This window comes from candidate division TA06 bacterium B3_TA06, assembly GCA_005223075.1.
In the GTDB taxonomy this organism is placed as follows: Bacteria; Hydrothermota; Tepidihabitantia; order B3-TA06; family B3-TA06; genus B3-TA06.
In genome coordinates this window covers 1-25,344 of sequence record NJBO01000001.1, presented here as the reverse complement: position 1 = coordinate 25,344, position 25,344 = coordinate 1, and the positions used below count along the sequence as shown (strand labels likewise).

Below are 25,344 nucleotides of genomic sequence, written 5' to 3'. Positions count from 1 at the left end.
ATCAGAAAAGACCTGGAAAAGGAATGCCTATAACCTTTTGGACCTCGGCTTGCGCTGCCTGTTTTGCCTTGCGTCGCGCTTCGTTGACCGCAGCGATCACGAGGTCCTCAAGCATCTGGCTTTCTTCTGGATCGATTACTTCTCGCTCTATCTTAAGCTCAAGTATGGTGCCGTTTCCGTCGGCTACGGCTTTGACCATCCCCCCGCCAGAGGCTGCCTGGCCTCGTGCCGCAGCCATGATATCGGCTATTTTATTCTGGATCTCCTGGGCTTTGCGTAATAAGTCGGCTTGTCTCATCGAACTATCTCTCCTTTGAAGATGTCCAGCACATCCTCAACCGCAGAGCGAGGTTTGGATTTAGAACCCCGGCTTTCTGCTTTTTGGGGCTTGCTTGCCTTAAACTCCAGCCGTAGCTTTTGCCCTGCGAGCTTTGAAAACATTTCCTCGAGGTGTTCCTGTTCCGCTTTAAGACGGCCTATATTGAGCTCCGGGTTGTTGTTTATCCCTATCGTTAAAAGGTTGTCTTGAGCCTCTATGATCCCTGATCCCTGAAGCGCCAGGGTTACAAAGGATTCCTCGGTTTCTATCTCTTCCATAAAGCGTTTCCATACCTGTTTAAGGGATGCGGCTTGTGCCGGTTCTTCCGCTTCCTTCAGCTTTTCATCCGCCTTTTCTTTCCCATTTGCAAGGGTTGGTTTTGAGGTCAGTGAGGATGGGCAGGTTTTTGGTGATCGGGAGGATTCTTTAGGAACCGGTTGCTTTTCTCCCATATCCAGTAATGAAAGTGCCATGGTTTCTATGAAGATAACCTTCTCGCGGCTGCGCTTGAAGGCCTCTTCGGCTTTGAGAAAACGCTCAAGTATCCGTACCAGCTGCTTTGTGGTATAATGTTGGGTTTCGCTCAAGGCGCTTTCAGGGAAGGCTGATCTATCCGCCGTCATGCCCAAACTGGTAAATAGAAGGACGCGTAGAAAACCTATCATCCCGAAGTAGAACTCGGCCACGTCGTATCCTGCTGAAAAGGTCTGCTCCAGGAACGCAAGCAGCGCGGCTTCGTCTTTCTCTTCAACCAGCTTGAGAAGATGGGAGAAACGTTCATATGGGACTATCCCTAAAAGCTCGGTTACGTCGTTTGCAGTGACCTTCCCTTGCTTGAAGGTGGTTATCTGCTCAAGCACGCCTTCTGCGTCGCGCAGGCCGCCGTCGGCGATATCCGCGATCAATCGTATGGCATTCTCCTCGACGTCCAGCTTCTCATTCTCGATTATCATCTTAAGGCGCTTGGTTATAACGTCAGGCGCTATGCGTTTGAAGTCGAACCGCTGGCAGCGCGAGAGGATGGTTGCAGGAACCTTGTGAGGTTGGGTGGTAGCAAAGATGAAGATCACATGCCGAGGAGGCTCCTCAAGGGTTTTAAGAAGCGCGTTGAACGCCTCGGTAGTCAGCATGTGAACCTCATCAATAATATAGATGCGGTAGCGCCCACTTGTAGGTCTGTAGCGGACGTTCTCCCTCAGCTCCCTTATCTGGTCTATCCCTCGGTTGGATGCTCCGTCTATCTCAAGCACGTCAAAGCTCTTGGAGCCCGCTATCTCCAGGCACGTCGAGCACTTGTTGCACGGATGGATTGTTGGCCCTTCTACGCAGTTCAGACTCTTGGCAAGTATTCTTGCCGTTGTCGTCTTACCAACCCCTCTTGGGCCTGCGAAAAGATAGGCATGTGCGAGCCGGTTGCGCTGGATGGCGTTTATTAGGGTGCGCTTGATGTGCTTCTGGTCGAATAATTCATCAAAGGTCTGGGGCCGGTAGCGCAGAGAGAATGTGCGGGGTTCCATCATTTTTTGACTAGAGGGTTCCTTGGTTTAAAAGTGTTCGGCCGTGCGGCACCTTCGTCCGGGGCGGCAAGGACTGCAAAAACGAGGCGACTCCAACCAGGCTTACTTTGCACCGTAACAGCGTCCGCGTACCGTTGCTTCCTTCCGGACCTGGCGGGGTTGGCGGGGCGTTGCGAGCAAAGACCCGATCTTCATCATCGTCCGCTCCCGCAGTGGCCCCCGCTCTCCCGGCCTCATGATGCCCTTCAGCCTCGCGTATGGCGGGTTTCGAGTAAAGGAGACCGCCAGCCTCCCGCCTAGCACGGCCGAACCTCACTAGTCTCGAAGTTCCTCTTTAGGGATAACTACCTTCATATCCATGGTATTCAATCCCTTCGGGATAGCCCCGTATATCTCAAGCTTGTCGGCCAGTTCCTGGATAGCGTTTTGGTCGATCTCGTGAGTCCGCTGGAAGCCGGGTAGATTCAGGCGTTCGATCAACGGTTTGTCTTCGATTCCGAAGGCGCGTGCAAGGACAGCACGAGCGGTATCGGTATTCTTGGCCATCTCGAGATAGGTTAACTCCATGGCCTTGTTCATTCGTTTCACAGCAAGTTCATTGTCATGAAAGTACTCGGTGGTTACGAAAAGACCGGAGCCCAGGTAGGGAGAGTTGATCCACTTGAGGAACATGGCACCTTCTGCAAATGGTTCGCTCAGATGGCCCTTGGCTAAGGTGAAGTAGGGCTCAAGTGGTAAGATAAGATCGACCTCTTCAGACTCAAGTGCTGCAAGGAGCTTCTCTGAAGGATAGACCTTGATTGTGACCGTGGCTGGATCTATCTCTGTGGAGACAATAGCAGCCCGCATTGCCGTTTCGGTTCCCGGGGTTAGGCCTACAGTCTTTCCTTCGAGATCGCTTATCTTATCGAATCTCAGTCCCTTGCGGGGAAAGAGCCCCTCCTGGGGTGTTGCTACCTTGAACTCCACCGCAAAGAAGCAAAGCAAGGTATCACCACGCTCGCTCATCCAGCGCAACGCCTCTGGCCAGGGGACTAAAGCAAAGTCGGCTTGACCTGCAACCAAAGCCTCAAGCGCCTTTTGGGGATCCTCGACCCGCTCTATCGTTGCTTCAACCTTTACTGCTTTATCTTCAAAGATACCCTTTTCCTGAGCGTAGTATACAGGAACGGAGGAAACAGAAGGTTCTACAAGCACCTTCACCTGAACCGGACGTGAGAGCTTGACCAGAGGTATAATGAGTATGGCAGCAAGGGCGAGTCCGAGTACGATAATTACAGCAGTGAGGATGTGTTTTAACTTCATCAATTTCCTCCTTCCTTTTTGATCAACTCGTCGTATTTCTTTAACAGTTCACTGGCTTTTTTGATCTCCCCTCGCTCCCTTGCTATAACGGCTAGGTTGCGGTAAGCATCTGCTATGTTTTCGTCTATTTCAATCACTTTTTCCAGATGCTTTTCTGCTTCATCGAGTTCCTTAGGATCGAACTTCAGGTAGCATATGCCGAGCCACAGGTGGACGAGATAATCTTCCTCAACGCTTGCTTCAACCTTCTTCAAGAGCTCCACAGCTTCCTTATACTTCCTTAAGTAATATGACGCTAAGGCCTTGTCCCACATAACGTTGATATTCTCCGGGTCAAGCTCTAAAGAGCGGGCAAGAGCTGAATCGGCTTCCGGGTATTTTTTGTTTTCCATGTAGCTCTTTCCCAGCCAGTTATAGGCGTCGCTCAGCTGGCGATTTTTGCCTGCATAGCCACTTTGCCACCGCAGGAAAGCTGTTGCCTGTGGGGGAATAAGGCCGAACTCCTCTGTGAGTAGTTTCTGTTTGTCGTCCATGGATACGCTGTCCCTTGACTCTTCGAGTTCTTCTATCGCGCTGACCATCTTGTCAATATCTTCCTCCTCAATGCCCAGCTGTGAACCTATGCCTTCTTTAAGTTTCTCAATCTCGGTGTTGAACCTAGCGGTTGATACCTTGAATAACTCGACGGCCTCTTCCTTGTTTCCTTTAATCAGATTTACCCTACCTTTAAGATACGCTACGTCAGGGGACTCCGGGTTTATCTTCTCCAGTTCTGCAGCTACGTCCAGGGCTTCATCCAGCTCTTGGTTCTGCAGGTGGAAACGGCCCAGGAGCACGTAGTTTTGTTCGCGTTTGGGGTCGAGCTTGATGCCCATTCGCAGGAACAGAATCAGGGTATCTGCTTTTGAAGGCTCATAGAGCATCTTTTGCGCGCCGTAGTAGAAGGCGATCTGGGCAAGATCATGGGCTTCCTCGTCTTTCTTTATTATCTCTGCGGTTGTGTCGCGTTTAAGCACCTCGAGGAACGCCCTGGCCGCTTCAATTAGATCCGGCTTCTTCATTCTTATGCTTGCCTTCCCGTGCCACATATACGACTCGGTGACGGCCAGGCCCTTTTCTATGGATTTCAGGAAAAGAGTGTCTGCCTTTTCGTAACGTCCGTCCCGATAGTGGACCTTCCCGCCTTCCAGGAGATGACTTCCTCTTGCGGCAAAGGCGAGTGTGACCATAACTCCAATGCCTAAAAGACCAACAAGGCGTCTCATCTCTTTCCTCCTTCGTCTAAGCCTTTAGCGGCCCAATGCTCTTTCTTTACCGATTATAGGGAACTTTCCTCATCTTGCAAGCTTAGTCTATTGCCCGCAGGTGAATTGTCAATATTTTGTTGTGCGTTCGATGCATCAGGGTTGTGTTCTGCAATCTCTGCAAAGGCCAGGTAGGCGGTATGCGAGATCATCCTTTCCCTCGGTCGTGCCCCCTGCGGACGGATCAGCATCTCTCGCAGCATTACCTCCCAGACCTCGAACCGGGTGAACCCATGCTTTCCTAAAGCCTTGCGGGTTTCTTGCAGCTGTTCTGTTGTAGGGCTCAGAGATACCCACCGGCCTGCACATACGAGGGCCTTGGCAGCGTGAGGAACGATACCCCATGGTTCTGGCACGTCCACAACGCACACATCCACTTCCTTTATCCCGAACCCCTGTTTTTCTACGTCCCGCAGCTCGAAGGTTACGAATTCTTCCATACCCAGTCTGGCAACGTTGGCCATGGCTACCTCAAGGAACTCCGGACGGCGCTCAAAGGAATATACGTGGCCTTGAGGCTGCACGTAGCGTGCAAGGATGAAGGTTAAAGCGCCTGAGCCGGAACCAACCTCTGCTACGCGAACCCCAGGGGCGATGGATGCCCTCAAAAGCATGTAGCCGACATCCTTGGGATAGGCTATGGTTGTGCGGCGTTTGACCCCTATCATCAGGTCGGCTAAGGATGGGCTCAGAAGTGTGAAGCTGGTCCCCATGTGGGTCTTTACAACTTCCCCGTAGTTGCGTCCTATGATCTGCAGCCAGGGGATGCGTCCCCTGTGGCACTCGAAGTCGCCTTTTTCGAGCACCCTCCTCAGGTAGTGAAGGCGTTCATCGTGGTAGAAGAGGACCTGCTCGCCCGGCGTTATTCCTGCCATATTCTAAGCAAGATGGATAAGACGGTTTTGCCCGGCCGTGAGGATTTTACCTTGAGCTTACCGCGGTGGAGCTGTTGGATTACGCGACGGGAAAGTGCAAGCCCGATCCCCCAGCCGTGCTTCTTGGTGGAGAATCCGGTTCTGAAGAGATCCCGGGTGTGTTTTACCTGGATCCCCGCTCCGGTGTCGGTTATCGTTATCTCGTAGTAGTTGCTCTTTTCTGCTTTCTTGCCTGCTACGGCTATCTTCCCCGACTTGCGTCCTATGGCGTCGATGGAGTTGCGGATAAGGTTCTCAAACGTCCAGGAGATGAGTGTAGGATCAATGAGCAGGCGCGCATTCTCAGAGACCTTCACCTCAAAGTTGATGCGAGAGGGGGCGCGGTGCTGCATGAAGCGAACCGTCTTCCTTATTATCGGTTCAATCTCATGGGGCTCAAGACGCGGCTTGTCTCCGATGCGTGCAAAGCGATCCAGGATCCCTTTGATGCGTTCAAGATCGGCTCCTATCTCTTTCGATGCCTCTGCGTCCAGCTTGGGGCGAATCAGTTCACTCCACCCCAGGAGCGAGGAGACAGGGGTTCCCAGTTGATGGGCGGTCTCACGTGCGAGAGCCACCCATAGCTTTTCCTGTTCCCGACGTGCTGAGGCCACAATGAATACGAATCCTAAGATAACAAACAGGACGATGAAGGATATCTGAATAAGGGGGAAATACTGCAACATGGTCCATGATTTAGGCAACCCGTAGTGCAGCACACTTAAGGTAAGGGTATCTAACCCCAGGGTGTCTAGTGTCAGTGGGTTCGTAACAGGTACTACTGCCCGAATAGGGATAGGCTCGTGTTCGCGGTCGAGTTTTTGTATGAATCGAGGCAGTGCATCGGGGATGGTATCGCGGTGAGGGACGTTTCGAAAGCTCTGAGGGTTGCCGGCGCTATCCGTTATCACCACCGGGAAGTCTACCTGACTCACTATCTCTTCAAACAGGAGATTTTCAAGGAGCATCTGAGTTTCTGGTGATGCCAGTGAGCGTATGTAGCTTGCATAGAGTCTTGAACGGAAAAGGGTTTCTTCTTCGAGCTTCTTGAGGAGCCGCTGAGAGTAAAAGGCCCAGAATACCGCTAAGGCCAGAAGTCCGGCCACGGCGTATATCTGAATGAATCTACGCAGGTTCAAAGCGAAAGGCTTACTAGAGCTTCTTCGATTGCCTCAAGCAGAGGTGTTCCTTTAGGGGGATGTGTAATTATCTTGATGCAGGGTGAGGAAGGCAGATTGAGGCGGGCCTTATCTGGCAGGATAACAACGGACGGTGTTCCTAAAAGGTAGGCTAGCTCGAAGCTGCGATCCGGTTTACCTATGTAGGCAGAGGCTGATGCAAGTAAACTTGCCTTTATCTGCGGTTCTTCTTCCATCCATTTCTCGGCTCCGAAGACCTTCATCCCACCGAGGCGTTCAGCATCAATGGAGATTGATGAGAGGAGGTAGGGGGTTTTGTTCCCGGATCTATGTCCATGTTTCTTTAGCCACTCGTTGGCCCTTTGTTGGGTAACTTGAAGATGGGGGAGGCTTTCCTCGATCTTTCCTCCGCACGCCAGATACCTGCTCATAAACTGGGCCCGCTTTCGAAGATCCGCTTCCTTGTCCGGCACGAACAGGATATTAAAGTAGGGGAAGAGTCCTTCGGCCTGGTAGGTGATTCGTAGTTTGGCCTCAGAAAGGATGGCAAGCTCAGGTAAAGGGGATGGGTCAAGATCCACGAATAAATCGAAGGAGGATTTAGCGAACCTTTCTTTCAGGGCTTTGAAGGCCTTTGAGCCGTGAGAAGGTGTCTCTGTGAGATCAATCTTTTCCTGAAATATGGTGTTGAGCCCCGAAAAAAGCAGCTCTGCGTCCAGCGGCGAAAGCACAGTAATCTTGCGCCCCTTTTTAGCTTTTTTCAGAGCCCCTGTAATATAAAGCGAGAAGAGTGTATGTGGTGCTCGTTCTGCAAGACGCACAAGCACATTCCTGGCTCCACTTAACTCGGCATGGAAAGAGATCTCTTTCCTGGCAAGACGCGACTTACTCCACGCAAGGTATATTGCTCTTGTCAGTGCTGTCATACTCAAGTCTAGACAGAATCTGGGTTATGTCAAGAACAACAGATGCCTCGATTACTTTCCAGAAATTATAGTGTTTATAACTTGTCCATCGCATCCGAGGAAGAGGTTAAGGCTTAATCGCGGTAATCTCCAGGGAGATATCCAACGCCTTTGCGGAGTGGGTAAGTGCACCTACTGAGATGTAGGCAACCCCTGTGAGTGCTATATCCCGGACGGTCTCAAGACTCACACCACCCGAAGCCTCAAGTTCCACCTTTCCCTTGACAAGCTGGACCGCCTCACGCATCATATCCAGGCTCATGTTGTCGAGCATAATACGGTCAATACCGTCTATCTCGAGAGCTTCCTTGACCTGATCCAGGGTCGCACACTCAACCTCTATCTTTAAATCTCCGTGGGAGTTCTGTGCAGCTTTAACCGCGGCCGCAAGCGAACCACAAGCCGCGATGTGGTTATCCTTGATAAGAATCATATCGTAGAGCCCCATGCGATGATTGTAGCCCCAGCCACATCGGACAGCCGCCTTCTCAAGCGCACGCAGACCAGGCGTTGTCTTTCGGGTATCAAGGATCTTAGCACGGGTGCCGTCCACAGCGGCTACAAAACGGAAGGTGAGGGTAGCGATACCCGAGAGGTGCTGAAGGAAGTTAAGCGCTGTTCGCTCTGCAACCAGAATCCCCCTCCCAGGTCCGGAAAGCTTGGCCAGCTCATCACCTACGTTTATCCTCTCCCCATTGTTAAACAAGAAGGTTACTTCAACCCGATCCTCTACCTGACGAAACGCCTCCTTGGCCACCTGGGCCCCTGCCAGCACCCCTTCCTCCTTGCAGAGTATAATGGCTTCGGCCTGAGCTCCTGCAGGTACCGTGGCAAGAGTTGTAACATCGCCGATCCCTATATCCTCGGCAAGCGCTCTTCTAACGCTGTCCTTTACCGCGTCTTCGTAGGAATAACGACTATTCATCTCGTTATTGTAGCCGAATAACTAAAGAGGTCAACTAATCTAAGCGATTCATTCATGATAAGTTCAAGATTCTCTCCTCCTTCAGGTTGACGAAGCCTTGCTCAGAGCTATACTGAACGGATGAAGAGATTCAAGGTACTGTTCAAACCCGAACCTGATGGAGGATACACCGCATCTGTTCCCTCTCTGCCCGGATGCATCTCGTACGGTGAAACCTTGGAGGAAGCGAAGAAGATGGTCGCCGACGCAATATCCTGCTACCTGAAATGTATGAAAGAGCACGGGGAATGCTGCGCTGACGATTCAGAATGCGTGGTTGACGAGATCGATATCGCAGATGAATAAGGTCCCTGCGTTAAAATCCAAAGATCTGTTGCGCCTCCTGAAAGACGCGGGATTCCACGAAGATCATCGTTCGGGAAGCCACGTTATTATGCACTCGGATTCCAGAGGGGCGCGAGTAGCTGTCCCTTTCCACCAAAAGGACTTGCCAATGGGCACCATACAGGCTATCCTGCGGGCGGCCCACCTGGATAGAAGGGAAGTCATGGAACTACTCTATGCCTGAATTCAAGCTGGTAACCGACATGACGCCAGCCGGCGATCAGCCCCAGGCGATAAGGGAACTGGTCAATGGGATCAACAGAGGTGATAAGCATCAAACCCTTCTGGGGGTTACAGGATCGGGCAAGACCTTTGTTATGGCCAATGTAATTAACCAGGTTCAACGCCCAACACTTGTGATGAGCCCTAACAAGACCCTTGCCGCACAGCTTTACGGCGAGTACCGCCAGTTCTTCCCTCACAACGCGGTGGAGTACTTCATCTCTTACTATGACTACTACCAGCCCGAGGCCTACGTACCAGAGTACGACCTCTACATCGAGAAGGAAGCCGACATCAACGAGGAGATCGAGCGGCTGAGGCTGAGGGCGACCGCATCGCTTCTATCACGCAAAGACGTAATCATAGTTGCCTCTGTATCCTGCATCTACAACATCGGCGAACCTCGTGAGTTCGCCGACCGGGTTAAGCTGGTAAAGGTAGGCGATGAGCTGGACAGAGAGGACCTTCTGGCTAATCTTGTTCGTGAGCAGTACTCGCGCAACGACTACGAGCTGAAGCGCTCGTCTTTCAGGGTTCGGGGCGACGTGGTTGAGATATGGCCGGCGCACGAGGATGTAGCTTTACGCATCGAGTTCTTCGGCGAGGAGATAGATTCCATCAAGCGCTTCAACTCGGTATCAGGCAAGGTGATAGATGAGCCGGAAAGTGTCATGATCTTCCCTGCGCGGCATTTTATGGTATCTGAAGTGACTCTGATGGATGCGCTGAGGTCAATTGAACAAGAGATGATCGAACGGGTGGCAGAGTTGGAAGGCCAGGGTAAACTCCTTGAGGCGCAGAGACTAAAGACCCGAACCAAGTATGACATCGAGATGCTGCGCGAGGTCGGCTACTGCCCGGGGATCGAGAACTACTCAAGACATCTCTCAGGCAGAGCCCCGGGTTCACGCCCGTGGTGCCTTCTCGACTACTTCCCAAAGGATTTTTTGACCATCATGGACGAATCGCACGTAGGCGTGCCTCAGGTCGACGGGATGTACAAGGGCGATCGCTTCCGCAAGGAGAATCTGGTAAATCACGGCTTCCGCCTGCCTTCGGCTTTGGATAACCGGCCCTTGAAGTTTGCAGAGTTCGAAACCCTCGTGGAACAGCGCATCTACACCTCGGCTACACCAGGTGATTACGAGCTTATCAACTCCAAGGATCGGGTGATTGACCTGGTGGTACGGCCTACCGGTCTGGTTGATCCTCCCATGGAAATCCGACCTACTGCCAACCAGGTGGATGATCTTATCGAGGAGATACGAATACGAGCTGAACGCAATGAGAGGACTCTAGTCACAACCCTTACCAAGCGCATGGCCGAGGATTTGGCAACCTACCTTGCTGAGATGGGGCTGCGGGTGCACTACATGCACTCGGAGATCAACGCGCTTGAGAGGGTAGAACTCCTGCGCGGGCTGCGATTAGGCGAGTTCGACGTGCTGGTGGGGATCAACCTGTTGCGTGAGGGGCTGGATCTGCCCGAGGTCTCGCTTGTTGCCATACTCGATGCGGATAAGGAGGGGTTCCTGCGCGATACACGCTCGCTCATCCAGACCTCAGGACGCGCCGCCCGCAATGTGGAGGGGCTGGTGCTCCTTTATGCAGACAAGGTAACAAACTCGATGCGGGCGGCGATTGACGAGTCCGAGCGCCGTCGAAAAAAGCAGATCAAGTATAATGAAGAGCACGGCATCACCCCTCAGACCATCAAAAAGTCCATCCAGCAGGTGATGGCCACCACCGGGGTTGCCGACGCCAGGAAGATAGAAGAGCTTGATCTTGGTCACGAGCCAAAGAACGAGGAGGAGCGTCTGGCGACGATCGCCAGATTGCAGGAGGAGATGAAGGAAGCGGCGGATCAGTTGGACTTCGAGAAGGCAGTCATCTACCGCGACCGGATCTCGGAACTCAAATTAAAAATAGACAAGGAGATTCTGAGGCGGGGGACCCGCCAGAGTTAAGGAGACTTGCTTCAATTATAAGATTCCAGCTTGACTTGAGTCCGAAACGCCAACGTCACCCCCTACGGACTCTGCTCTAAAGCCAGATCAAGGAGATAGCATGTAGCGCGAACCTTTAGGTTCGCTTGATGGGCTGGCGAGGCTGAAGCCTCGCACTACTTTCTCACATTGTTATTAGAAGCAAACAATGATGTCGGCCAATATTTCTTTGAGTTAACTCGTGACCCTTTTCGCGAGTTCGCGGCCCAGAGCGGTTAGCCCGAACTCTGCACCGGATTTGCGAACCCAGCCTGAAGCCTTCAAGAGCTTAAGAGAGGCACGAATCGCTCCTTCAAGGGCATAATCCGGTATACGGTCAGCAACAAGTAAGCCCACCGCCTCCAATAATTGGTCGAACTTGATGGGTCCCTTGGAGTCGGAAAGGGTCTTTACGATCGCACAAGAAACGTTTGTGCGCTTGAAGAATTCAACTAAGGAATCTTCAAGGGACTGAGTCATAATACTTCCTCCTTAAGTTTGTCAAACCGCCCGATCAATTAAGTGACGTCAACAATCCCGCGATCTCGGCGGCGCGGATCAGGCGATAGGCAGGCGAAATCCTCTCTCTATAGGATTTCGAGTGGTGGAAAGGCCCCTTGGGAACCTTATCCGGCTCTATCCCCACCGATAGCGCCTGGGGCAACAGGCGAGCCTCACGCCTTGCGCGGTCATTTGCAATTCCCTCTGCCGACCGCTTCACCGCTTCAAATAGTCTGCGCAGATCGATACCAAGTTCCTTGCAGGGCCTTAGATTGATTCGGTAAAGCCCCCCTTCAGGTGAGATACGCTCTGCAAGCGGCTCACCCGTAACACCCGTACCCGTAACACACTCACCCGTATCGCACTTCTCTCCTGCCTTGCTTTCTGGTCTTAGAAAATCCCATTCGTTCTGAAGACACCTCCACGCCTCTTCAGGATTGGAAAGGAGATGCTCACCGCCGTAGACCGCCTGGAAGATAAGCTTGAGTTTGTCGGCCTCCTCCAGCTTCCCATGGAGTAATTCCTGTTCTGCAATAATATCTGGAAAGGATGTCGCGGGTGAAAGATCGTTCGGGGGTTTAGGGAAAGAATAGGGGGGGAAGGCTGAACCTACTATCTCGCGGGACAACCTGGAGTGCTTCACCCTGACATCACCTACAGCGAGCTCTTGGGATCGCTTAAGGATAACCTCAACAACCCTCCGGTAGGCTTTACTTCGTCTATCCACATCGAGATCACCAAGCACAAAGGTGGAAAGAACAAATCTACCCGAAGCAAAGAAGATACTACTAGGAGGCAAGCTAGTCTCTCGGGTAGGCTCCAACCAGAGTATCTCTGCCACAGGGTTAGTGAACGACGATGAACTTTCCGGTAACCGCGGTACGTGCGTTAGGCAGCCACGCGTCTTCGCTTTCTGCGCTCAAGCGGTAGATGTAGACCCCGTTGGGCAGAGGCCTGCCCTCCGCATCAAGGCCGTCCCAGGAGTAAGCACCGAATCCGGCAGGATAGGAGAACCCAGGCAACCGGCGCACCAGCCGACCGCTTACCGTGAAGATCTGTATCGTTACCCTTGAGGCGGCACTCAACTCGAACGTAAACTCGGCTGTGGTAGAAACAGGATTGGGATAAACCAGCGGGTCCGCGATCTCAAGCTCACGCACAAAAGAGGTGTAGAGGGTAAGATTGTACTCCTCTGTATTTAAAAGATTATCGACAGCGTAAAGAGTGAAATCATTTTCTTCGCTGGTAAGGTCAACAGGGATATTAGCAGTTCCCCTTGTTGCAAGACCATCGCCAGTCACCTCATACTCGAAATAGTTCGCCAGATCGATAACCTTATTATTGATCACAAGGCTGAGTGAGTCACCCTCCCAGCCGGCCAGGCCGGTAAGGTTTATCCCTGATGGATCCTCGAGCTCGACCGTCAGGGTAAAAGACGGCGGCACCGTGTCTCTGTCGGCGACCTCAAGCCCGTTGACCAAAAGCCGAGCTTGAGGTCCTTCGTCGTCGGTGGGTGTCCAGCCAACACTGTCCACGCTGATTCCGTCGATAAGGTAGGTATAGATTGAGTCGCCGTCAGCACAAGCCACGTGCCAGTAGGCGGAATCCCCTTGCCTTATCCCTGCTGGAACAAGAAACCGCAGGGTTCGCTCTCCGCCGTCAAGCTCACCACGGGCGCGGTAAAGCACCTCTCCCTTGGCGTAGTAAGTCTCAGTTATTCCGGAGGATGTCTTTCTCACCCAACTTCCGTAAGCAGAGGAAAACCATTCCCCCGAAGTTACTGGTGGCTCAAACGAGATCACTGCGGTATCTCCTGTAATAAAGCTATCGACCTGTGAACTTAAACTGCGTGCAGCGGGAAAAAGCAATGGTGTACCAGGATCGCCGAACAGGACATACAGGCTACTCTGGGTAGCTATACTAAAAAAGAGATCGCCGGCATTCAAATCCTTTATGTTACGGAATGCGCGAGCCAGGCTATCCGCGAGCTGCTTGTTTGAACTGGCGCCGGTCCCTTTGGTGGCCGCTATGGATGCAATCACACCTCCTTGTTCAGCGCGTAAAAGCTCCTCTGCAACGCACTCCCAGCGGGTATCCTCGAAACGACCCACTCCGCACGAACAGAACAAGGCAAGTGGGAGTTTGTTACCGTTGCGTATCTTTGGAACGTCGGTATTCATGAACACCTTCTCATGGGTCAACTGGCTTCCGTTACCATGTCCGAAGAAGAACCAGAGCAATGTCCCTTGATTCAACGCATCAATCAGCGCCTTTTCGGCGTCGGGCTTCTTTCCACCGACGAGTGCGTAATCGGAAAGATAAACCTTGACTGGATCGAACTCCGGGGAAAGCAGTTTGGCAATACCTTCGTTGGCAGGTATATGATTCATCCCTGAGTCTATCTCCGAAGGCGTGCCCTTGTAGTAATCGTCGGCAAGCAAGAGTACCCTGGTACTCCAAGCCTCGCGCGGGGCGGATTCGTAGGCCTTTATCTTATCAAGGACCGCGTAAGCCTCTCGAAGGTCGCGTGCGGTGATCCGCGCTATCGACATTTCAGGAAAAAACGTCCCTTCCTCGTCGAACTCCACAAACCAGCCTTCATTAGCGGCGGCCTGAGACGCGTAAACATTGGGATCGATCACGTAACCCGAGGTGTAGATTAGGAAATACTCGGCCCGACCTGAGAAGTTGAGGTTGTTCTTGTAGTCGTAGGTACCGTCGCCAAGGATCAAAACGTAGAACGGACGCCCACCACCTTTCTCGTATGCGTAGGAAAGGAAGTGGCGAACAGCCTGCGGCTCTGCCAACCCGTAACCGAAGTCTTGAACTATGTCTGCCAAAGCAACTGCCTTAATCTTTGGGGAACTCACCCCACTCATCTTCAGATTCTGGCTGCGGTACTCCACAAAGGCCTGAGCGGCGTCCAGGTTCTCGTTGGTGGAGAGAACTACATAGTCAACGCCCCAGTCCTCACTCCAAAGTCTTCCTGGTTCGGCCTTCGCTAGACCAGGAGTTAGTAATTTGCGTTCCTCAGTTATCCAGACCGGCACAGGTTTCCCTGTCCGAGCACTCATCCTGAGCTTCCCACGGCTAAGTTCCCAGTCCGTCAAGATTACAGGATCAGAAGGCTCACTGACGTCGAAGATAAACGGAGCCGACCTGAGGTTGCTTAAAAGATAAGTCCCCTGCCCATCCAGCTGGACCCAGAACGCTCCATGCTTAAAGGAGAGCTCACGCTCAGCCACCAGCCGAATCCAGTCAGGATATAACTCTTGCTGACCAGCTCCGAACACCTCTACCTCGAGCGGCCACTCTTCCCTGATAACGACATCCGGAGACACAACAGTATAGTAAGGTGGGCTATCCCCCCATCCCGCTACCTGCCTGTAGTAAAGCGTGTCGTCCTCAACCAGCAAACGAAATCCCGCACCCTCGGTGGTTGCATAGGCTCTAAAGGTGAAGGTATCAATACGCCTAACCCCTGCAAGATTAAGGATGAAGGTATCCACAGCAGTCAAAGTGCTCTTCTTGATAGCTTTCCACAGCCATAGAAGCCCGGAACGACCAGGACATTCATGATTCTCCTCAAAGTGGAGCACGGTTTGAGCAGTAGTTATAGCATCTTCAGATAGAGGATATGCGACACGAGTGCGCATGCGACGTCCCTTCCCACCGCCCCAGGTTAACCAGTAGACGTTCTCATGAACAAAGGGGTTGACCTTAAAGCTTCGCTCTCTAAACTCCCATCGATTTGCACCGCGTGCAAAGAAAACAACGTAGTCGTGGCGATCGAACCTTCCGTCGCCTTCCCCATGCACATATACAGGTAGTTCTGCCAAAGTATCCGGCAAGGGATCCTCAGGGCCTCGCTGGCCAGGGTAGAGCAACCGCAGGGTTCGTGGATCTATTTTCTTTGGATCAACCCCGATCTTTTTAAGGTCTCTAAAGCGAATCCTGTAAGCACCGTCTTCTGCAACAGTAACCTTGATCCAGTTGGTTGAGCCTCCAAATGGATTGGAAGGAACGGCCTGGGGAGAAAGACGCCAATCCTTGCTCTGCTCATAGTTCAAAAGGGTAGCTTCATAGATACGCTCTGCAGGATCATTCCTCCGAGATGCTCCTTTAAGCCCAGAAGGATTCTCAAAGGTTACGTTCAGGTTCACTCCGTCGTAGAGCACCAGCCGCCGGGTGCGGTAATCGTAACGCAACGGGGTAACCTCAATGACGGCCACCCGACATCCACGCCATCGTGTAACGTTAAAGGTCACAGGCTCAAGACTATCGGCCCAACCAAGCGCCGGCGCTGGCTCAGGGCCGATTGCCGGGACCTCGTAGCTGGAAACCCCAACTCCACGAAGCTCACGCGAGGGGCCGAATGAGTAGCTAAAATGCACATCCCCCTCGGTAGGAACCCCAAGTACGATCCGATAACGAGGCAACGCCGGACCTCCTGGCTCACCGACCACCCAAGCCTCGGGATAAAGCGAGGCAAGATCTATCTCACCGTGAGATTGTAAAAGTCCAATCTCACCAGGAGCATCGATCTTGACCCTGACCCCTGTGGGGGAGGTTGAAACAACTCGCGGCTGCGCCCACAATCCAGAAGCAACCAACAAAAGATAGATAGCGATTCTTCTCATTATTTCTCCCTGGCCTCCTCTTTAAGTATAACAGGTATATCGTCCTCTAAAGGGTAAACCAGTCTGCATTTTTTACAAACCAACTCCTCTCGATTATAGTTTAATTCGGGGTTGCAGCAAGGAGAACGAAGAACTTCAAGGGGTTTCAGCTCTATCATACACAGGTTCCCTTACACTCACCCGATCCTTCTTAAGCGCCGCCGAGATAGCAGAGAAACTGAAGTAAAGGAAGCCGAACGTGTAAAGCACAATAAAAGGAAGTATAGCCAACTGCATGGTCACAAGCGCGTAGACGGCGGTCGCTGTAAGATAAATCCCCAGCCCAAGCTCGACAAAGGTCGAGGGCTCGAGCTTGGAACGATACCCCTTTTTGTTTTTAGAGGCGTTGTGGCCTGTGATGTTGTACTTTGGGGTCCGGACAAACTCAGACGCCTTGCCCAGGAAACCTTCAATTACTGCGATGCTGTTATTCACACAAAGTGCCATTACCGCCGAGATCGCAAAGGGAATGGCACCCAAGCGGCTTTTCCAATCCGGATAGGAATCCTTCTGGGCAAAGAAGTAAAGCAGAAAGTAAGGCAAAGCACCAACAGAAAAGATACTCATGAATACAAAGTAGGAGCGGTAGTCTATATTGGAGGTCGTGCGTACCAGAAGAAGGGGGAAGGTGAGCAAGGCAAGCATAAATAGAAGCGGATAGACGAGGTGTGCTGTAACGTGAACCACCGCTTCGAACTTAGAAAGGAAGCTCAGGTTGCTTGAAAAGATAGATGGCAAGAGCTTTTTCCCGGCCTGAATGGTTCCCTTTGCCCAACGGAACTGCTGGGTCTTGAACCCTGCGACATCAATGGGAAGTTCTGAGGGACTTCTCGTGTCGTTGAGATAGATGAACTTCCATCCTTTAAGCTGGGCACGGAAGCTTAAATCCACATCCTCGGCAAGACAGTTCCCGTCCCAGCCTCCTGCGTCCTCGATGGCACGCTTGCGCCACACCCCGGCGGTTCCGTTAAAGGTCATGAAGTGACCAAAACGGTTGCGCATCTGCTGCTCGATGGCAAAGTGCTGATCCAAAAGGATGGCCTGTACCCGAGTGAGCAGTGAATAGTCGTGATTTATATGCTCCCAGCGCGACTGCACAACCGCAACCTTGGGGTCATCGAAATGAGGTATGGTTCTTTTCAGGAAATCCGGCGCGGGCAGGAAATCGGCATCAAAAACCGCCACCAGGGAAGCGCGGGTCCTTGCAAGACCCTCGGTAAGCGCACCACCCTTGTAGCCCTTACGGTCTGTCCGGTGCAGGAGACGGATTCTAAAACCCTGCGCCCGGTAATACTTAACCAGACGACGGCATATCTCGGTTGTCTCGTCGGTTGAATCGTCAAGTACCTGGATCTCAAGCCTGTTGCGAGGCCAATCCAGCTGCGTTATCTGTCGCAGAAGACGCTCAACCACAAACTTCTCATTATACATCGGCAGCTGGACGCATACCAGAGGGAACTTCTCGATGGCCTTGGCCTGGGGAGGCTTCTTGCGGCGAGAGCGAACATAGTAGAAGAACATAATCCACGCGTGCACGGCATACATTGTAAGGGCCATGATAACGACTGCGTAGAGAGCAAGAACAAAATCGAATCTCATCTGAGCCTTTCCTGATCCAGGAACCGCAGCTCTCCATTAAAGGGTCTGCGCAACTTTATGCTCAATGCAAGGGCTTCCTCGTAGGTGGTCACGTTAGCAATCCTAAGGATATCTGTGGGATTGTCAACCGTAAGGACCTCATAAAGCACCCCATCGACCGCTACCCCCAGATAGTCAAAGTCACGTGATCGAGGCTCTGCCTTTGCAAGGGTTAACTCAAGCATGGGGCGACTGAGCGAGTCGAATCCAACCCCTACGGATCGCACCTCGGGCAAGGCCAGGGTATCGGCGATGTGGAAGATATCCGAGATCTCTCCACGCGTGTTGATCTGAGGTCCTGGGCCATCAAGGTTAAGACCCAAAATAACCAGCTGTCCAGGTTCTGCAAGGATCTGCGCCATCTGCTTATCCACAGGAAAGGTGAGTGCCGCTTCGAGATTACCTGCTTTGACACGCATACGTGACGCGCGGCCCACATCCTTCAGGCGCTTGCGAAGCACCGACTTCGCCCTGGCAAATCTACCTTCTTCAAGAGCATAGGTGAGTTTGAAGTTTTCCGAAAACGGAATCCTGATTTTTTTGCGCCTGTTGACACCCGAGACGCTGAATTTGAACTGGATGTCGTCATCTTCGGAGCGGGCGTTTATCTTTCTAGGAAGAAGCGTGCGTCCATCCACCACAAGCTCGGCGGTGTATTTCTTCTCAAAGCCGGGATCAAGATAAAAGAGGTTCGGCTGGAATGAGTAAGTAATCGTTTCCCCATCGTCTTCAACCAGCCCAAATCCCCTCCCCTTCCTGCGAAGAAGCGCCTTGCGGATCACTCGATCAGCCTGCTCAAGGAGTTTGGCCTCCTCGCTTTTGGGGTGAGGAACCCATTCGCTGCCCTGTCTCTCAAGCTGGTAGTCTCCGGCGGCGGCCAGATTAAGAACGCGTTCCTCCTCACCTAACCGCCATGTACCCTTAAATCGCAGGGCATCCGGCAAAACCACGATCCCAGAGCCCTGAACCTCAAACTGCATAGAACTGCGAGCCACGTAGTAATCAAACCTGAAAGAGCGCTGCTGCCTGAGACCTTCCCACGCGTACTGAGGAACATCCTCGTAGGTCAGATCAGAAGGCGGCCTTACAACCCGAACACAACCTGCACCCACGATTACCGCAAAAAACGCAAAAGAAGCCAATCTCCGCATCAGAAATCCGCTCCCAGTCTGAAGTGCACGCGCCATGGTTTATCTTCTTCTGTTTGATACGGTCTTGCAAAATCGAGTTTGAGCATCCAGTAGCCGAAAAGCCATCGTACGCCGCCCCCGTAGCTAGCCTTGAGGTCCACAAGATTGCCGTTCTCCCATAACACAGGCGGCTCATCATCCCAGATGACCCCTGCATCGGTAAATACAACCCCGCGGATACCTCCAAGGGTAAGAGGGAGGGGAAAGGCCATATCCAGTTGATCAATGAATGGCACACGTAGTTCCAGATTTGAAAAGATCACCTTTGACCCGAACGAAGGTTCGTATGTGCTGTAACCGCGCACATCGTATGCGCCGCCTAAGGTGAAGTATTCCTTATCCTCCCCAAAGCTTGCGCCGCCAAAGCTCCGTAGTGCAAAGCAAGCCCTGCGGGTAATCCCCAGATATCCCCTTAGATCGGCCATCACCGTTTGATACTCAAGTGGAGAAAACACCGAGGAGTATCCGCCCAGCCTTAACCTAAGACCGCGCATAGGCGTAGCATAGTTCCACAAGGCGTTGTCGAAGATAACCGCACCGTTGGCCTGGAACAAGGGTTGGGTGTAAACCGTGTCATAAGTCGGCTCAAACTGCGAGTAGCTCACAAACCGGCAGCCCAGATATTCGTGCTGAGTCACTGCCATCGCATCCGCCCCTGTCTGGATACGTAAGAACTTGCTTGCGGGCATGGAGATAAGCGTGCTTACACCACGTCTCGCACGTTCAATATAGTTAAAGGTGGAGTCCGAGGTCCAGTACATATAAAAATCGGCAAACTGAAATGCACCCACCGCAAAATCTACCCTGCGCTTGAGAAACCAATAGGAGACTGCAATATCGGAGTAAAGTATATCCCCGTAAAGATTTGCATCTATGTAGATACGGTGATCACCCAGCATGTCGCTTATGCCTAAACTGAAGTTTCCCATCGCTCCATAAAGAGAGGAGTAGGCGCCTGAGCCGTAGATGTAGTCAGGTGAGAACGAGGCACGATAACGGGAAAAATCTTCAAGAGTAACTTCCTCTTCCTCGTAAAGGTAGGGTTCGGAAGTAACCTCTGATGTATCAGCCTCCTCTGTGGATACCAACGAGGTAATTTGACCGTTAAGCATGGCCACGTCCCAGCCGGTGTTGTTGTAGATAAGCATCGCGGCCTTGCCGCTCGAGGATGGGGAAAACTCTTCTATCTTCTCAAACCAGTTGGTGAGCGCAGTAAGGGTCGAGTCGTCTTGAGAAAAGGCATAAAGCTGAAAATCCGGGCCGATGAAGTAAAGCTTTCCCTCTATGCGATACGGCGAAGCAAGATTCGCAAACCGGGGAGAGATACGTCTGGTTCGTCCGGATGGAAGCAGTTCCCATACAGCGTAATGCCCCACCTCCCAGACCTCACCGGCATCAGGTTTGTCTGATACGTAGAGAACAAGATCGCCGTCAAAGGAAGGATCAGCCTCCTCGTACAGGTCATAAGTGAGACGCTCGATACGACCGGAGGCAAGATCGAGGGAATAGAGATCGCTCTGCCCTTCCTTGATGCCTATGTAGACAACGCGCTTACCGGATGCGGAAACAGCCGGGGCATAGGCGTCGTCCACCTTGAGCTTGTAGCGTTTTTCTATCTTAGTAGAAGCATAGTCAACCCAGAGGAGCACCGGCTTGTTGCGTGAAAAGCCTACTACGGCAAGATGAGATTCGTCAGCAGACCATGTAAGGGTTCTACGCAGAAGGGGCAACCGCTCAAATGTGGCGGAACGTCCGGCCTTAACGAGCTTCTTGAGATGCTTGCCGTCAAAACCGCTTATCACGTTAACGGTGATGTAGTCGCCTTTGCTGGTGGCGTAGGCTATCTTGGTCCCTGAGGGTGAAAGCGCCACGCTTCCGTTATAGTAGCTGAAATCCTTCTCGTGGTCGGTAAGAAGCCGGGCCTGGGTTTTGAGGTTTTCAAGATTCTCCATATCCGGCAGGTAACGCAGCCTGAGCCAGTTGAGCCACTCGGTGCCAAAATCCTCCACGTCCATCCCAAAGACCTTTGCAAAGGCCGCGTCCATGTTGCTCCGAAGTTTTATGGCATGCAGGAGTTCAAAGACCTTCTCCCGGCCGTAACGCTCCTCGATGAAAAGGAACACACTCTCACCCTGGCGGTAGACGATGTAGCCCAACCAGTTCTCAAGCTCCTCTAAGGGAATAATATTGTTGGATACGAGCAGGTCACGCATGAAGGCGTCTGCATCCTCATCACCGTGGGTTGAACAGAACTCGGCAGAGCCTTCCATAATCCAGAGAGGCGGCATAAAGCCTGGGATGAGCGAAAAGATGTTCGAGATGGCAAGCGAGAAGTAAAGCTCGAACTGGAAGATGTGGGTAAGCTCGTGGTAAAGCACGTGGTGCAACTCTTTGTAGGAGCCGGTGAAGGGCACAACAACTCTGTTCTTGAAGAGTTCGGAGAAACCGCCTATGGACTCCTCAATCGGCTCAAGGATGATGTTGGTGGCGGCGAAGTCAGGCTGGGATTTGTAGATAATAACCGGGATCTTTACCCCGATCTCAAACCCGAAGTCAGATGAGTGTTGCTTGTAGGCCTCCTCAATTACCTGGGCGGCGAAACGAGCTAAGGGCTCCCCCCCCTCCTGGATATATATGGAGAAGTGCTCGGTCTCATAGGTATACGTAGGCTCAACCTCCCGCTGAACCTTGTTTTTACCGTAGTAGTACTGGGCAGTAAGCGAGCCAGCCGTAAGAAGAATAAGGAACAGAACCCGTCCGGACTGCGCCAACCTCATAAGATCAATCGACGGTAATGGTCTTGGAGATGTTGCGAGGCCGATCGGGGTTGCACCCTCTGTCTACCGCGGTCCGATAGGCAATCATATACAGGGGAACGGTCGAAAGGATAGGCATAAGCACCGGGTGCGCCTCGGGCAGCTTGAAGTACAAGTCACTTTCGGCTTTAAGTTCTTCGTCGGGAGGACCTATGGTCAGAACTTTACCCTTGCGTGTGCGAACCTCATTTACGTGGGAAAGAACGTAGTACTTCTCAGGTTCAGATACAACAAAGAGAACCGGATATCCCTCCTCAAGCCGGGAGATGGATCCGTGCTTAAACTCCCCGGAATACATACCTTCAACGTGCAAATAGGTTATCTCCTTCATCTTCAACGCCCCCTCCAGCACCACCGGATAGCTCATCCCGTAGCCTAGGTAGTAGGCGTCGGGCCAGCGGGCAAGTTCTTCTGCAAAAGGAGCAACCTTGCTTTCATCCTGTAGGACACTATGCAGTAAATCTGGCAATGAGAGGAACTCACGCGCCGAAAGCCCGTTAGTACCTTTAGTTTGTGCAATCTTGAGTGCAAGGTAAAGCAGGGCTATCACCTGGTTCACATAGGTCTTGGTCGCAGGCACGGCGATCTCCAAATCCGAGGCTATAGGTATTACGTAGTTCGAGCGCATGGCAAGGGTTGAGCCGATGTTGTTAACAAGGGAGATTACCTGGGTTCGGTTCTGGATTGCGTCAAGGACGTTCTTTATATCCTTGGTCTCCCCGCTCTGGGAGATCAAAAGAACCACGTCGCGCTCATCCACACAACCAGGATATTTTTCAAGGAACTCGCTACCAAAGGCGGGCGTAACCGGTATCTTGGCCAAGCGTCCAAAGTAGAAGGACCCAAGCAATCCTGCAAAGTGCGAGGAGCCCGCACCCACGAAGAAAATCCTTCGTGCCGATGCAAGCTTCTCAATCACCGTACAGGTGTGCTCGGCCTTAGGTAGATAACGTATGAGTTCCTGAGCCTTCGAAGGGATCTCATGAATCTCCTTGAGCATGAAGTGCGGGTAGTTCCCCTTGGTTATCTTCTCAGGAGTAATCGAAAGCTCCTGCACCTCGCGATTGATCTCTACCTCTAGATCCCGAATATTGCAAACCCTATGGGAATCGCACGTAAAGTGAACAAGATCGCCATCCTGTAACTGAATCACGTTTCGGGTAAGTTCAAGGATAGCCACCAGATCGCTTGACACACAGCGGAACCCATCCCCTATACCTACAAAGAGGGAGGAACCGTTCTTGACAGAGACAAATCCGTCGCCATCAAGGGAGGTGGTTACGTAAGCATAGGCCCCCTTCATCCTGGCCGCAGCTTCCTGGGCAGCATAGGCAAGATTGCGGGTACGATAAAAAGGTTCCTCAAGAAGATGCAGGATCACCTCCCCGTCGTTCTCGCCAATAAGGGTGTGTCCGTCCTCGGAAAGCTCCTTGCGCAGGCTACGGGTGTTGATGATATTCCCATTATGGGCACCTACCAGAAAGCGACGGCAATCGTGATGGGGCTGGGAGTTTGCCTTATTGGGGAACCCGAAGGTTGCCCAGCGAAGCTGGATGATCCCGCGCTGCCCCGTCATCTGTGAGAACCCCAAACGCTCGTTGAGATCCTCAACCTCTCCCGCGTCCTTGCGTAGATCAAGGATACCATCTTCAGAGATTGTAGCCACCCCTGCGGTGTCGTATCCACGGTAGGCCAGCCTTGTTCCGGCGCGGTAGAGGATTTTACCGAGATCGGAACGTTGGCTGGAAAAAGAGATTGCGAAGAACCCGCACATTGAAGATAATAATAGCCACCTACCTTTCATTGTCAAGGGGAAGGGCTCTCGGGAGAATTTGGGGCTTTAAGCCATATTGTAATCGAATAGAGTATTATGAATTCTGCACCTTATCCCTGTCGCTACGTGGGGGCAAGAAACGAAGCCTATCGCAGTAGGGCCAAGATAAGGGTGTTTAGAAGGAAACCTGCTACAAGCACCCAGCTTGCCCAGGAAAGTCTCAGAAATTGACGCTGCTTGCGGATGGCAAGCGCGGTGATCACCACCCCGGTCATACCCATGACTATAATCGCGGTCGCAAGATGCACACCGGAGACTGCAGAGAAAATCGGGCCACGCACGTAAAGCATGTCGTCTACGGAAAGTATCAGCATGTTGAACATGTTCGAACCGATGATATTTGAGAACGCCATCTCAGACGCACCTATACGGAACGCGACAAGGGTAGTAACGATCTCAGGAAGAGAGGTAGTAAGGGCAATAAGTATCCCCCCGATGAAACTAGAGCCCAAACCAGTACGCTGAGCGATCTTTCCAGCCACTCCAGGCAACCACATCGAGGCACCAATAACCAGAACAGCCGAGATCGCATAGCCAAGTATAGCTTTGCCTAAACTGACAGGTCTCTGTTTGGAGCGTTTCTTCGACTTGGGTTCTTCTCTGGCAACCATCTCTTGGGTATAAGGAGGATACCTGCCTTCCCTCACAGTGACGCGTACAGCAAAGACGTATATAATCGGAATAAGAAGGCTCCCGGGCCAAACCCAAGGGAAGCACTCCAAAGCATTGCACAAGAACAACCCCAGAGCAACGATTGCTACCATAACCAACGAGAAAGATGTTTCCACGATGTATGCCGGATTAACCCCGTCGAAGAACGAACGCTTCTTCGAGGCAAAGTCGAGGATGACCAGAAGAAGCAGATTGAAGACGCAGGAGCCGAGCAGAGAACCCACCGCGATATCCGGGACGTCGAAGATGAGAACGGAGCTAACCCCGGTGAATAGCTCAGGCAATGAGGTGGCGGTAGCAATAAGGATTACCCCGGCCCACAATCGTCCGAGGCCGGTTCGCTCCGCAATCACATCCCCGAAGCGCACCAGGAAGTAGCCAGCGGCGACTATCACAGCAGCACATGCAAGAAACTCCACCCACAACCAGATCATCTAATCACAATCCTTGTAGAAACCACGCAGGAGTCTACTGACAAGATTGAAGTATTCAACTCCAACCACAACCACAAGCTGGATTGACATTTTGCTACATCCGACTATCATCACTCTCAGTATCAACACCCGGCTTAAAGGAAGCATGTGATGGATGAAAAGGATCAACTCAAGGGCTACAGGGGAAGGGCACGCAAGGTGCTTGAGTATATGGGTGCAAGGGTGTGGGCGGAGGTTGAGATAGAAACGGACAAGGGAATCTTTGAAGGCATAATCCTGCCGCGCTCGGAGCAGGCAGACGACCTGCACGTGGTGCTCAAACTCTTCACCGGCTACAACATAGGTCTGGCGGTAGACAGGATAAAATCGATAAAGGAGAAGGGCTTCCGCAAGGCTCACTACAAGATTCCGGAGCAGGAGTTCCCTTACGACCCTGCCAAGCCGAACGTTACCCTTCTGGGCACGGGTGGTACTATTGCCTCAAGACTGGATTATCGCACCGGCGCGGTGATCCCTGCATTCACGCCCGGCGAGCTCTACGGGGCGGTGCCCGAGCTTGCCGATATCTGCAATCTGAAAACCGAAAAGCTCTTCGGGGTAT

General features: G+C 52.3%; 20 protein-coding genes, 1 other RNA gene and 1 pseudogene. 4 read left to right on the top strand and 18 right to left on the bottom strand.

Annotation, left to right across the window (positions count from 1 at the left end; all coding sequences use genetic code 11):
- Position 1 precedes the first annotated feature (1 nt).
- The 9 genes from CEE36_00110 to nadC all read right to left on the bottom strand — a co-directional run bounded on the left by CEE36_00110 (position 2) and on the right by nadC (position 8,388).
- A complete protein-coding gene (locus tag CEE36_00110) occupies positions 2-298 on the bottom strand; it encodes a nucleoid-associated protein, YbaB/EbfC family (GenBank protein ID TKJ44182.1) in 297 nt (98 codons plus the stop codon).
- Entirely contained in the window at positions 295-1,839 is a 1,545-nt protein-coding gene (locus tag CEE36_00105) for a hypothetical protein (protein TKJ44181.1), read from the bottom strand. Before CEE36_00105 ends, CEE36_00110 begins: the two co-directional genes overlap by 4 nt.
- 38 nt (positions 1,840-1,877) lie before the next feature.
- Positions 1,878-2,141: signal recognition particle sRNA large type (ffs, locus tag CEE36_00100), an RNA gene on the bottom strand.
- Positions 2,142-2,151: 10 nt separating this feature from the next.
- Positions 2,152-3,141: a hypothetical protein gene (locus CEE36_00095; GenBank protein TKJ44180.1), complete on the bottom strand. Its 990-nt coding sequence runs from the start codon at positions 3,139-3,141 to the stop codon at positions 2,152-2,154.
- Positions 3,141-4,406, bottom strand: coding sequence for a hypothetical protein (locus tag CEE36_00090; GenBank protein ID TKJ44179.1), 1,266 nt, complete (start codon positions 4,404-4,406; stop codon positions 3,141-3,143). The genes CEE36_00095 and CEE36_00090 overlap by 1 nt, the downstream gene beginning before the upstream one ends.
- Positions 4,407-4,459: 53 nt before the next feature.
- A complete protein-coding gene (locus CEE36_00085) occupies positions 4,460-5,320 on the bottom strand; it encodes an SAM-dependent methyltransferase (protein TKJ44178.1) in 861 nt (286 codons plus the stop codon).
- Positions 5,308-6,498, bottom strand: a complete 1,191-nt coding sequence (locus CEE36_00080) for a hypothetical protein (GenBank protein ID TKJ44177.1) — start codon at positions 6,496-6,498, stop codon at positions 5,308-5,310. Before CEE36_00080 ends, CEE36_00085 begins: the two co-directional genes overlap by 13 nt.
- Positions 6,495-7,424, bottom strand: coding sequence for a hypothetical protein (locus CEE36_00075; protein TKJ44176.1), 930 nt, complete (start codon positions 7,422-7,424; stop codon positions 6,495-6,497). The genes CEE36_00080 and CEE36_00075 overlap by 4 nt, the downstream gene beginning before the upstream one ends.
- 106 nt (positions 7,425-7,530) lie before the next feature.
- The gene (gene nadC, locus CEE36_00070; GenBank protein TKJ44175.1) at positions 7,531-8,388 is read right to left on the bottom strand and encodes a nicotinate-nucleotide diphosphorylase (carboxylating); all 858 of its coding nucleotides are present in this window, start codon (positions 8,386-8,388) and stop codon (positions 7,531-7,533) included.
- Between the two features lie 120 nt (positions 8,389-8,508).
- Between nadC and CEE36_00065 the strand changes: the two genes are divergently transcribed.
- From CEE36_00065 to CEE36_00055, 3 genes are read left to right on the top strand one after another with little or no spacing between them, the layout of a single operon-like run.
- The gene (locus CEE36_00065) at positions 8,509-8,733 is read left to right on the top strand and encodes an antitoxin HicB (protein ID TKJ44174.1); all 225 of its coding nucleotides are present in this window, start codon (positions 8,509-8,511) and stop codon (positions 8,731-8,733) included.
- Positions 8,726-8,956 carry a hypothetical protein gene (locus CEE36_00060; protein TKJ44173.1) on the top strand — a complete coding sequence of 77 codons (231 nt, stop codon included), beginning with the start codon at positions 8,726-8,728 and terminating at the stop codon, positions 8,954-8,956. Before CEE36_00065 ends, CEE36_00060 begins: the two co-directional genes overlap by 8 nt.
- Positions 8,949-10,961: an excinuclease ABC subunit B gene (locus tag CEE36_00055; GenBank protein TKJ44172.1), complete on the top strand. Its 2,013-nt coding sequence runs from the start codon at positions 8,949-8,951 to the stop codon at positions 10,959-10,961. The genes CEE36_00060 and CEE36_00055 overlap by 8 nt, the downstream gene beginning before the upstream one ends.
- A gap of 213 nt (positions 10,962-11,174) precedes the next feature.
- Here CEE36_00055 and CEE36_00050 read toward each other — a convergent pair whose 3' ends face one another.
- The 9 genes from CEE36_00050 to CEE36_00010 form a co-directional block, all read right to left on the bottom strand.
- The gene (locus CEE36_00050; GenBank protein ID TKJ44171.1) at positions 11,175-11,459 is read right to left on the bottom strand and encodes a hypothetical protein; all 285 of its coding nucleotides are present in this window, start codon (positions 11,457-11,459) and stop codon (positions 11,175-11,177) included.
- A gap of 34 nt (positions 11,460-11,493) precedes the next feature.
- Positions 11,494-12,279 carry a hypothetical protein gene (locus tag CEE36_00045; GenBank protein ID TKJ44170.1) on the bottom strand — a complete coding sequence of 262 codons (786 nt, stop codon included), beginning with the start codon at positions 12,277-12,279 and terminating at the stop codon, positions 11,494-11,496.
- 46 nt (positions 12,280-12,325) lie between these two features.
- A complete protein-coding gene (locus CEE36_00040) occupies positions 12,326-16,120 on the bottom strand; it encodes a hypothetical protein (GenBank protein ID TKJ44169.1) in 3,795 nt (1,264 codons plus the stop codon).
- A complete protein-coding gene (locus CEE36_00035) occupies positions 16,120-16,275 on the bottom strand; it encodes a tetraacyldisaccharide 4'-kinase (GenBank protein ID TKJ44450.1) in 156 nt (51 codons plus the stop codon). The genes CEE36_00040 and CEE36_00035 overlap by 1 nt, the downstream gene beginning before the upstream one ends.
- Positions 16,256-17,758, bottom strand: coding sequence for a glycosyl transferase family 2 (locus CEE36_00030; protein TKJ44168.1), 1,503 nt, complete (start codon positions 17,756-17,758; stop codon positions 16,256-16,258). Before CEE36_00030 ends, CEE36_00035 begins: the two co-directional genes overlap by 20 nt.
- Complete coding sequence (locus CEE36_00025) at positions 17,755-18,948, bottom strand: hypothetical protein (protein TKJ44167.1); 1,194 nt, start codon at positions 18,946-18,948, stop codon at positions 17,755-17,757. The genes CEE36_00030 and CEE36_00025 overlap by 4 nt, the downstream gene beginning before the upstream one ends.
- Positions 18,948-21,764 (bottom strand): hypothetical protein, encoded by a 2,817-nt coding sequence (locus CEE36_00020; protein TKJ44166.1) that lies wholly within the window; start codon positions 21,762-21,764, stop codon positions 18,948-18,950. The genes CEE36_00025 and CEE36_00020 overlap by 1 nt, the downstream gene beginning before the upstream one ends.
- 4 nt (positions 21,765-21,768) lie before the next feature.
- Positions 21,769-23,607: a glutamine--fructose-6-phosphate transaminase (isomerizing) gene (gene glmS / locus CEE36_00015; GenBank protein TKJ44165.1), complete on the bottom strand. Its 1,839-nt coding sequence runs from the start codon at positions 23,605-23,607 to the stop codon at positions 21,769-21,771.
- A gap of 116 nt (positions 23,608-23,723) precedes the next feature.
- The gene (locus CEE36_00010) at positions 23,724-24,743 is read right to left on the bottom strand and encodes a hypothetical protein (protein ID TKJ44164.1); all 1,020 of its coding nucleotides are present in this window, start codon (positions 24,741-24,743) and stop codon (positions 23,724-23,726) included.
- Positions 24,744-24,893: 150 nt separating this feature from the next.
- Between CEE36_00010 and CEE36_00005 the strand changes: the two are divergent.
- Positions 24,894-25,337 (top strand): annotated as a pseudogene (locus CEE36_00005) (Glu-tRNA(Gln) amidotransferase GatDE subunit D).
- Positions 25,338-25,344: the final 7 nt, after the last annotated feature.

What these genes read in the sequence shown, in the direction of transcription:
- CEE36_00110 (TKJ44182.1), bottom strand. Translation starts at nt 298, where the DNA reads ATGAGACAAGCCGACTTATTACGCAAAGCCCAGGAGATCCAGAATAAA.
- CEE36_00105 (TKJ44181.1), bottom strand. Translation starts at nt 1,839, where the DNA reads ATGATGGAACCCCGCACATTCTCTCTGCGCTACCGGCCCCAGACCTTT.
- CEE36_00095 (TKJ44180.1), bottom strand. Translation starts at nt 3,141, where the DNA reads ATGAAGTTAAAACACATCCTCACTGCTGTAATTATCGTACTCGGACTC.
- CEE36_00090 (TKJ44179.1), bottom strand. Translation starts at nt 4,406, where the DNA reads ATGAGACGCCTTGTTGGTCTTTTAGGCATTGGAGTTATGGTCACACTC.
- CEE36_00085 (TKJ44178.1), bottom strand. Translation starts at nt 5,320, where the DNA reads ATGGCAGGAATAACGCCGGGCGAGCAGGTCCTCTTCTACCACGATGAA.
- CEE36_00075 (TKJ44176.1), bottom strand. Translation starts at nt 7,424, where the DNA reads ATGACAGCACTGACAAGAGCAATATACCTTGCGTGGAGTAAGTCGCGT.
- nadC (TKJ44175.1), bottom strand. Translation starts at nt 8,388, where the DNA reads ATGAATAGTCGTTATTCCTACGAAGACGCGGTAAAGGACAGCGTTAGA.
- CEE36_00065 (TKJ44174.1), top strand. Translation starts at nt 8,509, where the DNA reads ATGAAGAGATTCAAGGTACTGTTCAAACCCGAACCTGATGGAGGATAC.
- CEE36_00060 (TKJ44173.1), top strand. Translation starts at nt 8,726, where the DNA reads ATGAATAAGGTCCCTGCGTTAAAATCCAAAGATCTGTTGCGCCTCCTG.
- CEE36_00055 (TKJ44172.1), top strand. Translation starts at nt 8,949, where the DNA reads ATGCCTGAATTCAAGCTGGTAACCGACATGACGCCAGCCGGCGATCAG.
- CEE36_00050 (TKJ44171.1), bottom strand. Translation starts at nt 11,459, where the DNA reads ATGACTCAGTCCCTTGAAGATTCCTTAGTTGAATTCTTCAAGCGCACA.
- CEE36_00040 (TKJ44169.1), bottom strand. Translation starts at nt 16,120, where the DNA reads ATGAGAAGAATCGCTATCTATCTTTTGTTGGTTGCTTCTGGATTGTGG.
- CEE36_00030 (TKJ44168.1), bottom strand. Translation starts at nt 17,758, where the DNA reads ATGAGATTCGATTTTGTTCTTGCTCTCTACGCAGTCGTTATCATGGCC.
- CEE36_00025 (TKJ44167.1), bottom strand. Translation starts at nt 18,948, where the DNA reads ATGCGGAGATTGGCTTCTTTTGCGTTTTTTGCGGTAATCGTGGGTGCA.
- CEE36_00020 (TKJ44166.1), bottom strand. Translation starts at nt 21,764, where the DNA reads ATGAGGTTGGCGCAGTCCGGACGGGTTCTGTTCCTTATTCTTCTTACG.
- glmS (TKJ44165.1), bottom strand. Translation starts at nt 23,607, where the DNA reads ATGAAAGGTAGGTGGCTATTATTATCTTCAATGTGCGGGTTCTTCGCA.
- CEE36_00010 (TKJ44164.1), bottom strand. Translation starts at nt 24,743, where the DNA reads ATGATCTGGTTGTGGGTGGAGTTTCTTGCATGTGCTGCTGTGATAGTC.